At 52.3% G+C, this 13,840-nt stretch carries 12 protein-coding genes and 1 tRNA gene; 3 read left to right on the plus strand and 10 right to left on the minus strand.

The genetic code is table 11. From position 1 onward, the window contains the following. Positions 1-107: 107 nt before the first annotated feature. The 3 genes from GA0061077_RS03030 (at position 108) to GA0061077_RS03040 (ending at position 3,401) form a co-directional block, all read left to right on the plus strand. On the plus strand, positions 108-1,535 hold the full coding sequence (locus tag GA0061077_RS03030; protein WP_091847408.1) for an LCP family protein: 1,428 nt from the start codon (positions 108-110) through the stop codon (positions 1,533-1,535). Positions 1,536-1,606: 71 nt separating this feature from the next. Next, a complete protein-coding gene (locus tag GA0061077_RS03035; protein WP_091847409.1) occupies positions 1,607-2,932 on the plus strand; it encodes an LCP family protein in 1,326 nt (441 codons plus the stop codon). Between the two features lie 190 nt (positions 2,933-3,122). Beyond that, the gene (locus GA0061077_RS03040) at positions 3,123-3,401 is read left to right on the plus strand and encodes a WhiB family transcriptional regulator (RefSeq protein ID WP_091847410.1); all 279 of its coding nucleotides are present in this window, start codon (positions 3,123-3,125) and stop codon (positions 3,399-3,401) included. Positions 3,402-3,563: 162 nt separating this feature from the next. Here the strand turns inward: GA0061077_RS03040 and GA0061077_RS03045 are convergent, their stop codons facing one another. The 10 genes from GA0061077_RS03045 to eno form a co-directional block, all read right to left on the minus strand. Next, positions 3,564-5,042, minus strand: coding sequence for a sensor histidine kinase (locus GA0061077_RS03045; protein WP_091847411.1), 1,479 nt, complete (start codon positions 5,040-5,042; stop codon positions 3,564-3,566). A gap of 309 nt (positions 5,043-5,351) precedes the next feature. Further along, a complete protein-coding gene (locus GA0061077_RS03050) occupies positions 5,352-5,834 on the minus strand; it encodes a GreA/GreB family elongation factor (protein ID WP_091847412.1) in 483 nt (160 codons plus the stop codon). A 99-nt stretch (positions 5,835-5,933) separates the two neighbouring features. Then, complete coding sequence (locus GA0061077_RS03055) at positions 5,934-6,341, minus strand: FKBP-type peptidyl-prolyl cis-trans isomerase (RefSeq protein ID WP_091847413.1); 408 nt, start codon at positions 6,339-6,341, stop codon at positions 5,934-5,936. A gap of 152 nt (positions 6,342-6,493) precedes the next feature. Further along, on the minus strand, positions 6,494-7,957 hold the full coding sequence (locus GA0061077_RS03060; protein WP_091847414.1) for an L-serine ammonia-lyase: 1,464 nt from the start codon (positions 7,955-7,957) through the stop codon (positions 6,494-6,496). A gap of 255 nt (positions 7,958-8,212) precedes the next feature. After that, a complete protein-coding gene (locus GA0061077_RS03065) occupies positions 8,213-9,490 on the minus strand; it encodes an MFS transporter (protein WP_234696474.1) in 1,278 nt (425 codons plus the stop codon). Positions 9,491-9,704: 214 nt separating this feature from the next. Further along, a tRNA-Leu gene (locus GA0061077_RS03070) sits at positions 9,705-9,785 on the minus strand. 91 nt (positions 9,786-9,876) lie between these two features. Then, positions 9,877-10,890 carry a Ppx/GppA phosphatase family protein gene (locus GA0061077_RS03075; protein ID WP_091847632.1) on the minus strand — a complete coding sequence of 338 codons (1,014 nt, stop codon included), beginning with the start codon at positions 10,888-10,890 and terminating at the stop codon, positions 9,877-9,879. Positions 10,891-10,934: 44 nt separating this feature from the next. Further along, a complete protein-coding gene (locus GA0061077_RS03080; RefSeq protein ID WP_183193125.1) occupies positions 10,935-11,504 on the minus strand; it encodes a DUF501 domain-containing protein in 570 nt (189 codons plus the stop codon). Between the two features lie 221 nt (positions 11,505-11,725). Beyond that, positions 11,726-12,346 (minus strand): FtsB family cell division protein, encoded by a 621-nt coding sequence (locus tag GA0061077_RS03085; protein WP_091847416.1) that lies wholly within the window; start codon positions 12,344-12,346, stop codon positions 11,726-11,728. Between the two features lie 91 nt (positions 12,347-12,437). Then, positions 12,438-13,733, minus strand: a complete 1,296-nt coding sequence (eno, locus tag GA0061077_RS03090) for a phosphopyruvate hydratase (RefSeq protein ID WP_091847417.1) — start codon at positions 13,731-13,733, stop codon at positions 12,438-12,440. Positions 13,734-13,840: the final 107 nt, after the last annotated feature.

The following is a 13,840-nucleotide window of genomic DNA, read 5'->3' on the forward strand; positions in this document are numbered from 1 at the left end:
TTCGACACAGGAATAATTCAGCCATAGGGCATACAATGCCTCTTAGAAAACTGATGGCAATCTTGCGGCAATCCGACTCGTCGCTCAGATAAGCAGAAAGGCTGGATATGGCTTCTCACCGTATCAAGGACCGCCCTATACCCAATTTCGGTGGGCTGAATGCTCCCAGACCCTTGCACGGCAGTGCCTTTACTGCGAGCCATAAGCTTCGCAGCGCCATCGTCATGATTATAATCGGCATTTTCACTTTCGTTTCTACGGCTGTCGGTGCAGGCACGTACGCATTAATACAAGCTCCCAAAATCATCGATGTCATTACTCAGCCCGGCGGCGAAAAAGAGAAGATTGTCGACCCCAACGAAGGCAAGCCTATTCAGTTTTTGGTTCTGGGACAAGACACCCGCGACGGCAAAAGCAACGCCGCCCTCGGCGGGACTTCCGACAAGGGAGAGCACAACGCCGACACCACCATGGTGGTGCAGATCAGCGCTGACCGTTCCTACATCAATATAGTCTCCATCCCACGAGATTCTTTGGTGGATGCGCCCAGTTGCCAAACCACCAAAGGAACCGTGCCTGCACGTCACAATGTGATGTTCAACTCCATCTTTGCCACAGGCTGGAATGTCGGTGGTGATCTCTCAAGCGCGGCAAGCTGCACCATGAACGCCGTCAATGCCTTGACCGGGCTTAAGCTCGAGCATTTCATCGTGGTCGATTTCCAAGGGCTTCAAGGCATGATCAACGCCATTGGTGGCGTCAATGTATGCCTGCCGACCGATGTGAAGGATGGATACACTGGCCTTGACCTCAAACAGGGCCTCCAGCATCTCGATGGCACCCAGGCCACCGAATACGCACGTATGCGTCATGGCATCGGCACCGACGGCAGCGATATGATGAGGGCTGCGCGTCAACAGTATCTGGTCAAGCAAATAATGACCGAGACGTTGTCGAAAAATCTTCTGACCGACAGCCCTAAGCTGTATCGATTGGCCGATGCAGCGCTCAAATCACTCAACATTTCCTCCGGCCTTGCAAGCGCAACCACTCTGGTGGGACTTGCCGTAAGTCTGCACGGCATCAAGAGCGACCATATGTATGCACGCACCATTTCAGTCGTTCCCGCACCGAGCGATCCTCAGAACCGTGTGGTATGGGACAGCAGCGCTCATGAAACGTGGGATACATTGCGCGAGTACAGGCCTCTGACCCAGGAAGACATGTCTGAGCAGAACAACTCCAGCGAAAAGCAAGGCTCGAATTCGAACAGCCAGAATCCGAACAGCCAGAATTCGAACAGCCAGAATCCGACGCAGAGCCAAGGTACCGGCGAGAACAACAGCCAGCAAGGCACACCCGATCCGAACACCGGTCTTATCACTACTGCAAACGGCACTCTGATCGATCCAGTGAGCGGCGGAACCGTTGATAAGAAGAACGGAATGATCCGCGATCCCAAGACAGGGCAGTATACGGGTGTGGCCAACCAGTACCTCAATGCCACAGTATGTGCGGTTCCTGCGCAGAAGTAGGGTGAGCGTCCCTCTGGAGTGCAATCTCACGTGTAAAACGTACTAGAGAATCGAGCGAGCAGGGGGAATACATGGCCAAGCAGTCGGAAGAATACGACACCCAAGGCAATCCGCCAAGCTTCGTGCCCTCCGGGGAACGCAAACGTCCGGACACCGGAGTTATGCCCACCGCCAAAAGGTCACAGCAACAAATACCACCGACATTCCCAACAAGCCGTACTCGCGTGCGTACAACAACAGGACAACCACAACCGATTCAATCGGCTGTACCTGCAAATCAAATGCGCACGCCTCGTCAGTCCGGTGGCTCATCACGAATTGCCTCACCTGCACAAGCGCCTTCCTCATCACGCACGCAAGCGAACCACATCGCGAAACCTGTGGTTAGCGCCTCTGGACGTGGCGACAATTCCCGGTCCGGCAATTCAAGCAGCAAAACGCACCCCAAACGTCATTGGGCTCGCACCGTCTTAATGGCTATTCTCATGGTTATCATCCTGACACTGTTCGGATGCTGGAACTGGGCCAATTCACAGTTGGATAAAGCTGACTGGTTGACCGACAAAACCTCCACCGACGGTACATCGTGGCTGATTCTAGGTTCGGATGAACGTGACGATTCCGGCATAGGGGGCACCACTCAGGACACCCCTGGGGCCCGCACAGACACAATCCTGGTCCTGACCAAACCAGCCCACGGCAGTTCTTCCCTCATCTCGATTCCACGAGATTCACTCATTAAGATGGGCAACGTAAATATGAAAATTAACGCAGTGGCTCAGATGCAAGGGAAAAAAGCTCTCACTCGCGAGGTAGAGGGAATAACCGGTAAAAAAATCAATCACGTTGCCGAAATCAAGTTCAATGGTCTGACCAAAGTGGTCGATGCCCTTGGCGGAGTCAATCTTTGCTACGATAACAATGTGAACGACTGGCGATCGGGCCTCAACTGGCAGTCTGGCTGCCATACCGTTGACGGAGACACTGCACTCGCATTCTCACGCATGCGCTACTCAGACCCCAAGGGCGATTTTGGCCGCGCTGAACGCCAACGCCAGGTCATCGGAGCTATCATGAGCAAAGCGGGTTCAGCAGATACACTCAAAAAACCGAGCTCTGTTCAAAAAGTTGCCAAAGCTGCCCTTTCCTCGATTGAAGTCGACAATAAAACAAATCCGGCGACATTGCTTTCCATGGCAACTGCATTCAAAAATGCCACCGGAAAGCAGGGCATCTCCGGATCAGTCTATTGGAGCGACCCCAACCACCTTGTTCGCGGAGTCGGGTCCACTGTGCTTCTGGACGACTCGAAGAACCTCGAATTGTTTAACCAACTGGCTGCAGGCACACATAAACCCGGATCGGTCGGCACACTTTCGGAATCTGTTTCGCAATAGTTCCATTCAACCAGACTCTACAGAATATGTATCAAGCCAAAATAACCAGCATCAATCGACAATAAGCAAAACTGTGTATCGAAGACAAAGATTTTTCTGTTTTTCTGCTAAAAGGCTTGAAAAAAGAACTATTTCGTGGTTATCTAGGGATGGGAATTTAGTGCTAACAACAGGAAGGTCGTTTGCTTCTATGAGTAATGCTTTTGATTGGCGAGCCAAGGCAGCCTGCCGTGACAAGGATCCGGAACTTTTCTTCCCCGTGGGGAATACTGGTGCCGCTTACCAACAAATTGAGGAAGCCAAAGCCATCTGCCGGACATGCCAAGCCATCGATGCCTGCCTGAAATGTGCTCTTGACACCAATCAGGACTATGGGGTGTGGGGCGGACTGAGCGAGGATGAGCGCCGTGCTCTTAAGCGTCGCGCCATGCGTGCACGCCGCTCTCAAAACATGCAGATGCAAGTCTGAAGAAACTGCGCTTTGAGGAATCGAATAACCGTTCCTCATCATGAAATTACTTATTGACGACGAATGCCCTTTCCGGATTTGACAGTCGGGAAGGGCATTCGCTTTTCCATCAGTAAGCATCTGGTCCCAGAACGAATCGGATGCCTAATTAACTTGCACTTTCTATGCCGCACGCAGATTGATGTCGAGAATGACCTTGGTGCCTCCCCCGCGACGATCTTTCCAACGTACGGTTCCGTTGAAGTCATTGGTAACGAACGTATTGATAATCTGGGTGCCCAAACCAGAACCCGATGAACGCGCCATGCCGTTGTCCTCTTCATCGGCAAGTCCTGAACCGTCATCCTCAACCACCACGTTCAAACGAGTACCACTACGACCGACGGAAATAGTGATGTTGCCTTCCTTGCACCCCGTGAAACCATGCTCGACAGCATTGGTAATCAGCTCCGTCAACACCAAGGAAAGCGGAGTGGCATCCTGTGCCGGCATCATACCGAACTTACCGATATAACGAATATTGATATGCTGGTCTTCCAAAGTCGCCAAATCCACGCTCATTTTGAGCAGGCTGGAAATAACGGCGTCAAAGTCAACAATTTCATCGACGGTCTGGCTCAGTCCTTCATGAACAGTGGCGATGGTCTGAATACGACGCTGTGCCTCTTTAAGCTCGGTCTTGACCTCCTGCGATTTGGTCTTACGTGTCTGCAAACGAAGCAATGCCGATACCGTTTGCAAATTGTTCTTCACCCTGTGATGGATTTCGGAAATCGTGGCATCCTTGGTCTGCAATTCCTGCTCACGACGACGCAATTCAGTCACATCACGGCACAGCACGATAGCGCCGATCCGACTCGTCTCGTCATATAGAGGCAATGCACGCATGGAAATCATGGAATTATTGGCATCGAGCTCGCAGTCGGCCGCTGCCTTGCCACTGAGCACCAAGGGCAAGCCATCGGCAACCGGATCCTTAGGATGGAGCAGCTGAGTCCCTATCTCGCTGAGATAATGCCCTTCCATCACCGTTATGGCGCCCAACCTACGGAAACAACTAATCGCATTGGGAGCTGCATACTGCACGATGCCATCGGCGCCTAGATTGATGAAGCCGTCGGAGACCCTGGCGTTGTGCCGCTGGCTCATAATCACCTCATCATACGGAAACTGGCCACGGGGAATCATTTCAAAGAGCTTCTTACCTGCATTGATGCTTTCGGATTCATAGCGACCATTCGATTCCCTGGTGGTCATATTGGTCTCGCGCACCACCACACCAAGCGTTTTGTTACCACAACGTACCGGCGCATAGACATTGCACACATTCAATTTACCAATTTTATGTAACCTTGTTGTATGCAGCACTCCTTCGGAGTGCATAGCGGCATCAATCTCATCAACCAGGTTTTCAGGCATTTCATCGCCAACCGCATCATCGCTGCGCATCGTCATTACCGTCGAGGGACGGCATTGTTCGGCAACGATATATTTGCCATCATCGCGACGAAGCACCAACAGAAGGTCCGCAAAACTCAAATCTGCAATGACCTGCCAGTCCGCCACCAGTAAATGCAACCATTCACGGTCGCATGCATCGAAATCGGATTGCGCCTCAAGAATACCATCAAAATCAGCCATGCCCCAATGATACTATGAGTCATTCCAGAGGAGTGTCGAGCTGTAATCCCAGCGTGTGAGACAAGCCACAAAGGCTCTTAAACCCGTGAGACACCGTTCCTTGACGTTGAGTCGCATCTGCAGGACAACGAATAACATAAGAGAGTGAACCCTGCAAATGTTAGCACTTCGAACAATCACCCTCGCAATCGTTGCCCGAGCCACGTTGACTTTCGTGTTCTTCTACCGCAAAAAATGGGCCCGAATCCTGCAAATACCTGGATTCAGACCCTTTTAACATCCATAAGCTAAAGACAACCGCTGAATGACCTATTGCAACGGCTCGGCTGCTTTGATCTTCACGGTAATCTCAGCACCACTGGGAACCGTGTAGGAGACTTCATCTCCGCTCTTGGCTCCCATGATGGCCGCGCCAATGGGCGATTCCGGGCTGATAACGTCATAATCGGTCGCAACGGCGATGTCACGCGAGCCAAGCACATACTGGACTTCCTCGCCGTCAAGCTCCACAGTTACCAAGGAACCGTTACCTACGGTTCCCGCTGCAGGAGCCTTCAAAATCTTCGCATTGCGCAGCTTAACTGTGAGCTCGTTGATGCGACCCTCATTTTTGCCTTGCTCTTCACGGGCAGCCTGATATCCGCCATTCTCGGAAAGGTCGCCTTCAGCACGTGCAGTCGCAATACGCTGGATAATCTCTTCACGGTAGCTTCCTTGTCGATATTCCAGCTCGCTCTGGAGTTTGTCGTACGCTTCCTGCGTCAGCAGAACAGCCTTCTCTTCCTCTGCCATAGTTGTCTCCTTATTCTTGCATGATTGCCCTTGACTTCAGCAACCATGCATAACTAGCAAACCGACGCAAAGCCGGCTGCATGATCTGATATCCGAACCTCAATGTGTCGAAATGATGTCAACCACAAACACAAGGGTATCATCGCCACCGATACCGGCTTGCGGCATTCCACCACGACCATATCCGTATTCCGGAGGGATGGAAATCACCAGACGCGATCCAACATTATGACCCGGAACCGTTCGATCCCAACCTTTAATGACTTGTCCAACACCAATACCGAAACTGGCAGGCTGATGACGATCGAAACTGGAATCGAACGGCTCATCCTTACCCCATATCACGCCATGATAATTAACCGTGACGGTATCGCCTGCGCGAACCATAGGACCGTCGCCCTCAATCAATTCGACCGCTTTAAGTCCGGATGGAGCTGGGGTATCAGGGAATTCAATAACAGGTTTTGCCCCAAATTCAACATTTACCTCGGGCATATTCGTAGTCATGCGTACGCCTCCTTGTTTTTGCAACTTCTCTAGGATATCACCGATACAGCCTGAACGGCTAGGGATAATCGGAGCAAACGAAATCCACGTCGAAAATCGATTTCAACATAAAATCCCGCAACTCTTTAGATTTTCATCTTCAGGATGAGTCGTCAGCATTCCACGACGTTAACCGCCAGGCCACCTTCGGAAGTCTCTTTGTACTTCGACATCATGTCAGCGCCCGTCTCTTTCATAGTCTTGATGACCTGATCGAGACTGACCATGTGCTGACCATTGCCGAGCAAGGCCATGCGAACCGCATTGACCGCAGTGTTGGCGGCCATCGCATTGCGTTCGATACAAGGAATCTGTACAAGCCCTGCCACCGGGTCGCAGGTCAAGCCTAGGTGATGTTCCATCGCCACTTCCGCCGCGTTCTCTACCTGTCGTGGACTACCTTGCATAACCTCACACAGACCTGCTGCCGCCATGGAAGCCGCAGAGCCAACTTCTCCCTGACAGCCTACCTCAGCACCGGATATAGACGCATTTCGCTTGATCAGATAACCGACAGCGCCAGCAGCTAAAAGGAATCGGACAATTCCGTCCTCGTCAGCTGAACCAGCAAAATGCCAATAATATTCAAGCACCGCGGGGATAACACCGGCAGAACCGTTGGTTGGAGCAGTCACGATGCGTCCTCCCCCGGCATTTTCCTCATTCACTGCAAGCGCAAAGAGATCAACCCAAGTGCACTCCGAAGACTCGAGGATGGATGCAGGACGACGCGTGTCGCGTGAAAAAATGTCGGAGTTGCCCGAAAGCTCGCGATAGATTTTCGGTGCACGCCGTGGCACTTCCAGTCCGCCAGGCAACGTGGTCTGAGTACTTGTGCAGCCGTTCTTCACACATTCATCCATGCGACGCCAGGTCTCGAGAAGCCTCTCCCTAACCTCCTGAGGTGAGCGTATGGCGGTTTCATTCGCCCATGCTATCTCGTAAATGCTCTTACCTTCACGTTCGCATATTTCCAGCAATTCGCTACCGCTAGAAAATGGATACGGTGCCTCTGGCGGAAAATCGTCGCCGTCGTCAGTCTTGGTCTCTCCGGCAAACGTACTGACTTCGGGCGCCTTTTCATGAATGCCGATCATCAGATCTTCAGAATGCCCTTGGCGAACAAACCCGCCACCTACGGAATACCAGACTTGCTCGTCTATTTCCTCGTCATTGTCATCGAATACTTCAAAGCGCATGCCGTTAGGATGTGCCGCAAGCATCTTCCACTGGTCAAAGATTACATCTCGGCCGTAGTCAAACTGAATCGTGTGTTTGCCTCCGAGACTCAAGGTCCCCCTGTTCTCACATTCCTGCTTGATGTTGGACAGGTAATCGGTATTGACCGTTGCGGGGTTGTTGCCTTCCAATCCCGCAACCGTGGCACGATCGGTACCATGCCCCAAACCGGTCATCGACAGAGAACCATACAAGGTGCTCTTCACTCGTGATACTCGGTCTAAAAGCCCACGTTCATCCAAGGAAGTAACGAAATTGGACGCCGCTACCATCGGTCCCACCGTATGCGAGGAACTGGGCCCCACACCGACCTTGAACATATCGAGAATGCTGAACATGTCTCTATTCTATCCGGTTTGATGAAACACATTTCATGGTGCGAGAACATCCGCGAGCACACTACAAACCGGCACCTCAAGCAACGACGGTTCTCACACTCATTTGTTGACTTCCAGCAAAGATCATAGAACGTAACATGGCTCGGACCCGGAAACAACACCGTCTACAATAAGGTTGTGGCCAGGTGACGCACTAACGTCCCGGGCCACAACCTATCCTTAACCGATTATGAAGGCCGCGATGCCTCCGTCACACTACTTCGTGGCAGCCTGAGACTTCGGCTTGACAAAGAGAACGACCACAGCACACAACAACGTCATCAAAGCAAGGAACATGAAGGCGCTGGTGAAAGAACCGCCGGAGGCCTTGACCATGTTTCCGAGAATGGTGGGAGCAAGGAAGCCGCCGATGGTGCCGCCGGTGTTGATGACCGCAATGGAAGAACCGATAATCTTTGGGTTCATGATCTTGTGCGGCCAGGTGAAGATTCCGGTGAAAGCAAACATGGCGACAAGGCTCATCAACGCCAGCAAAATCATGGAGAGCACGAGACTGTTCTTGCCGAACAGGGTGAAAGCCACAATAATCACAGAGGTAAGCAACGAAGCGCCAATAATGGCTATACGCTCACGACCCAGGAACAGCTTAGAGAGCAAAGAACCGGAGAAGATGGTAGAAAGCATGGTGAAGATGGAATTGAATGCCAAAAGCAAGCCGGTCTGCGAAGTAGACAGTTGGAACGTGTTCTTGATATAGGTCGGCATCCAAGACATCTGACCGTAAAGCATGATGTTGATGAACACCATTGCGATGAACAAAACAACGACATTGCGGTTCTTCAGGACATCCTTGAAGCCTACCTTGGGAGCGTCCGCTGCGGCCGCAAGGTCTCCGGCAGCAGCCCCAGCCTCTACCTTCTGCTGCGATTGGGCGTTTCCACCATGAGAGGGAACGAAGAACCAGATGAGAATGACCGCAACCAGATACAGAGATCCCAACACTGCGTAGGCCATACGCCAGTTCATGTCGATCAGTGCACCACCAAGAGTAAAAGCGAGGATACCGCCGATACCTGAAGTGGAAAGAATCAGGGATTGAACGAAGGTACGCTTCTTTTGCGGGAAATTCTCAGCAATCGACTTGGTGACGCTTGGCGGATAGCCGCCGTGCCCAAAACCCATAAAGAATCGCATAGCGATGAACAGGACAAGGCCCCCCATCGCGCCGAAGAAAAAAGCAAAAACGGCGATAAAGGCAAGAGAACCAACCAGTACTTTCTTGGCGCCGATTTTATCGGCCAGCCAGCCGCAAGGAATCTGCATGAGCGCATATCCCAGGAAGAAGAACGACATAATCAAACCGGTTTGAACTGTGTTGAAGCCAAACTGTTTACCGATGGGCATGATAGCCAGCGAAATCATGCTCTTGTCCATGTAAACGATAGAGTAGCCGGCCATCAGGGAAACAACAATCATCGCACCACCGCGAGTCGTCGCTCCCCGCACCGGTTTGGGTTGGGGTTTTTCAGCCATTCGTATACCGCCTTTGCATTGGGATGAATCAGCACCATTGTACTGAAAGAGTGCAACTTTCTTACTACAATCACCAAGTTTTGAACTGATTCAGGCTTATTCACGACAATCTCCATCGATTGCACAACAGCACGGCAGCCATGCTAAACGCAGAAAACCAATGATCAGTATGACCTTACCCCAATGCCAATAAGGTTTGTAAAATTGCAGAAAGTACCCCCGGTGGGACTCGAACCCACAAGCCAATGGCGGCTGATTTTAAGTCAGCTGCGTCTACCAATTCCGCCACAGGGGCATATCGGCAAATACCGACAGCCGATATTATGTCACACCGGCTCTACTTGATGACCTGATGAGAGGTGACCGAGACCGTGCCGGCACAGCATTCACGGTTGCAGCAACCTCTTGCCGTAATCAAGAACAATACCATCCAAAAGGCCGTGGTCACTGGAAACGTACGAGTCGATAATCTGACCGTGGTCTTCTTGCACCTCGTGGGAAATACGTGCGAGGACGCGGTTCCAGATAAGCGCCCCTCCGCCGACCACATCGACACGGCCAGGATGAATGATTTTGTACGCGGTCCGTTCGGCACGGGTCATGTTGAGGAAACGATCGTCAACCTCGAAAACATCATGATATGCGACACGCACACCGTCAACCGAACGATGATCGTATTCCTTAAGGCCTAGAACCAGTGCGGTCATTGTTGTGACACTTCCTGACACACCGATGATCGTGCGGGCACGTCCAACGCGAACGTGTTCCAACGCTTCGTCTAGATAACGATCAATATCTTTGCTGGCTTCGGCGATTTCGTCTAGGGTCGGCGGATCGTGACGCAAATGGCGTTCCGTCATGCGCACCGAGCCGATATCCATCGAGTATGCCGCCTGCACTGCGGTTATGGGTGCAGATTCCCCGTCTCCGCCCAGTACGAGTTCAGTCGAACCTCCACCCAAATCAATTACGATATACGGCGCCTCAAGTCCTGCACGGGAGACGCTGCCGGTGGCGCCCAAAAAGCTCAAAGCGGCTTCTTCGGTACCTGCGATAACCTCGGGGCGTACTGAAAGTATCGATTCAATGTTGTCTTCGAATTCCTTACGATTTTCGGCATCCCTGGTAGCCGAAGTCGCAACGAAACGTATGCCGTCAACCGGATGTTCCTTCAGTATCTTCGCGAAATCGTGCGCTGCCGCATACGCACGTTCAAGCGCCTCATCAGCGAAACGATGGGTCTTGTCAACGTCCTGGCCAAGTCTGATGACACGCAGCATGCGCGGTACGACATCTTCAACGGTACCGTCGGCACGAACTTTGGAGATCTTTAGCCGGATGGAATTGGTGCCGCAGTCGATTCCGGCAATCGTCACTTCGTTCTTGTTTGCCTCACTCATAACAACACCATCCAGCATCCATTCATTGTGTTCCAGCTCTGGGATTATTCCATTTCAGTGGTACAACGACAGACCAACGGATCAAACTCTTTTGAGATGCGATCCATCACCATGTCGCCTATCGGGTTCACTCCTTCGCCCATCACCAACGTTTGCGCGATAAGGGCGTGCAAACATTTGACGCGCACAGGCATGCCGCCGGCACTGGTGCCCTCTATGTGTTCTTCACTATCACCCAGTCGAGTAGCCAGTTCATGACGAAACGCGAGATAGAGCTGATGCGCATAGTTGTATCGTTCATGAATCGGCTCATCATGCTCGACCAAATCTGTATAGTCTTTCATCGAACCGTCCGCTTCCACCCGAGAAGCGGCTTTGACAGCCTCTGGGCTGGTGAGATAACAGGTCGTCGGGAATGGGGTGCCGTCGGGCAGCAGGGGGCGAGTCACCACGGCCAGCGGCCTGCCGCACACACATCTCGCGCCGACAGCGACCATACCGCGAGGGAACCGCCCAAGCTGCCGGGTCACCATCAACTCATCATCATCGTGTAATTTGTCTGCCAAAACTCGATCGACCAGTTGCTTGGCCCCAGCCGTAAGATCAGCATCTATGCCCTGCGGCACCTTCCTCAAGTATTCACCACTGCCGACGCATAGCCGTTGTTGTTCCAAAGAAAGCCCGTTCAGGGATTTCAACGATTGCTCTTGGTCCACATTCATTCCTTGTCACTGGTCATGTCGATTACCCATCGTTGTTGTTCACAGCTTCATTGACAGCATCAGCGCCGATTCTCATTGCCTCGCAACACAGGCATACTAGCGTTTGGCTTCATTCATACCAAATTGGAACCACTGGGGACGATATTGCCGCCAGTCGAACTCCGTGTGGTTTCACCATCTGACGTATTTTGATTGGTTTTTACCGAATCTCTCTGCCTACCATCGCCCGACTGCACACCCAAAGCACTGGGTGTGACAACCGTTGCCCCTGCATCCTTGGGTTGTCTAACCGGTTTATCGGCTTTCTTGAATCCATATGCAAGTTCGCTGTACCACGGAAGAGTTTTTTTGTCGGAATTTGCCTTGTTTCGCTTGCCCTGATCCGAATCGGGCTTGACCCCCGTGACGGCCTCCGGATGTTCGACATGGATGGCCTGTTCACCAGGAAAAACGAAGCCCAACCGTTCACGGGCCTGTGCCGTGACATAAGCGTCGTCATTCCACCGGGAAATGTCGTTTTCAAGATTTTGCTTCTTGGCGATGAGTGCGGCTTCCTGCCTTTTGAGCCCGTTGAGCTGAGCGAGATTGAGGGCATAGCTGTGAAAGGTCGCCACCAATTGAATCGTACCAAGCGCAACAATGAAAAGAGCAAGAAAGAACGCAACCGGTCCTGAACCACGTCGCTTGGTCTTGTTTTTACTTGTGGTTTTGCTCTCGGTTTTCGCTGTGCCCATAAAGACGAAAATACCCGTCACATTCGACTTCACAGAATGAACGCGACGGGTAGAGCTTATAGCGAAATACGCTTAAAAGACTATGAGAAGACTACTTCGTGTACTTCTTGCATGCCTTGAAAGCGGAATAGCCGGCGTACTGAGCGGTAGAGCCAAGCTCCTCCTCGATCTCGAGCAAGCGATTGTACTTCGCGATACGCTCGCCGCGGGCAGGAGCACCAGTCTTGATCTGGCGGGTATTCTTAGCAACCGCGAGATCAGAGATGGTGGTGTCCGGGGTCTCGCCGGAGCGATGGGAAACCATGGAGGTGAAGCCATTCGCAGTAGCGAGCTCGATGGCGTCGAGCGTCTCAGTAACGGTACCGATCTGGTTGAGCTTGACCAGGAGGCTGTTGGCAGCATGAAGGTCGATGCCCTTCTGCAGACGCTTCGGGTTGGTCACAAGCAGATCGTCGCCGACGAACTGAAGCTGATCGCCCAATTCAGCAGTGATCTTCTGCCATGCAGGCCAATCCTCTTCGGAGAACGGATCTTCAATAGAGACCAGCGGATACTTGGAGATGAGCTCCTTGTAGTAATTCAGCATGTAATCGGCATCGCGGTCCTCACCATCGAAGTGATAGGTGTTGGTGTCCTTGTTGTAGAACTCGGAAGACGCGACATCAAGGCACAGACCAATCTGACGGCCAGGCTCATAACCTGCAGCCTCGATGGCCTTCACGATGTACTTAAGGGAATCCTCGTTGTCCTTCATCTTCGGAGCGAAACCGCCCTCGTCGCCAAGGCCGGTGTCATGACCGTCCTTCTTCAAGATGCCCTTAAGGGTGTGATAGACCTCTGTGCCTGCACGCAGCGCTTCGTTGTAAGTATCGAAGCCATAAGGAGAAATCATATATTCCTGAATGTCAGTGGCGAAATCAGCGTGCGCGCCACCGTTCATGATGTTCATGTTCGGGACCGGCAGAATGTGGCCATTGGTGCCGCCGATGTAACGGTAGAGCGGCAATTCCGCGGACTCTGCAGCGGCGTACATGGCGGCGAGAGAAACACCGAGGATGGCGTTTGCACCAAGCTTGCCCTTGTTGGCGGTGCCGTCAAGCTCGATCATGGTCTCATCGAGGGCACGCTGATCGGTGGCATCCATGCCGATGACCTTAGGGGCGATGATCTCGTTAACAGCCTTGACTGCCTCAAGAACACCCTTGCCCATGTAACGGGACTTGTCGCCATCACGACGCTCCCAAGCCTCGGCCTCACCGGTCGAAGCGCCGGAGGGAACTAAGCCGATGCCTTCGGCACCATCGACCGTGTCGAGTACTACCTTGACGGTCGGGTTTCCGCGGGAATCGAGAATTTCACTGGCATATACGCTTTCAATTACTGCCACAATTACTCCTTAAAGCTGGACTTATCACTAACAGTCCTAAGATTAGTGCCTTTGATGGACGTAGCAAGAGGGAACCCGACGATAATTGTTAGCGTGCACATACCTCG

Origin of the sequence: Bifidobacterium commune (genome assembly GCF_900094885.1) — a bacterium.
In the GTDB taxonomy this organism is placed as follows: domain Bacteria; phylum Actinomycetota; class Actinomycetes; order Actinomycetales; family Bifidobacteriaceae; genus Bifidobacterium; species Bifidobacterium commune.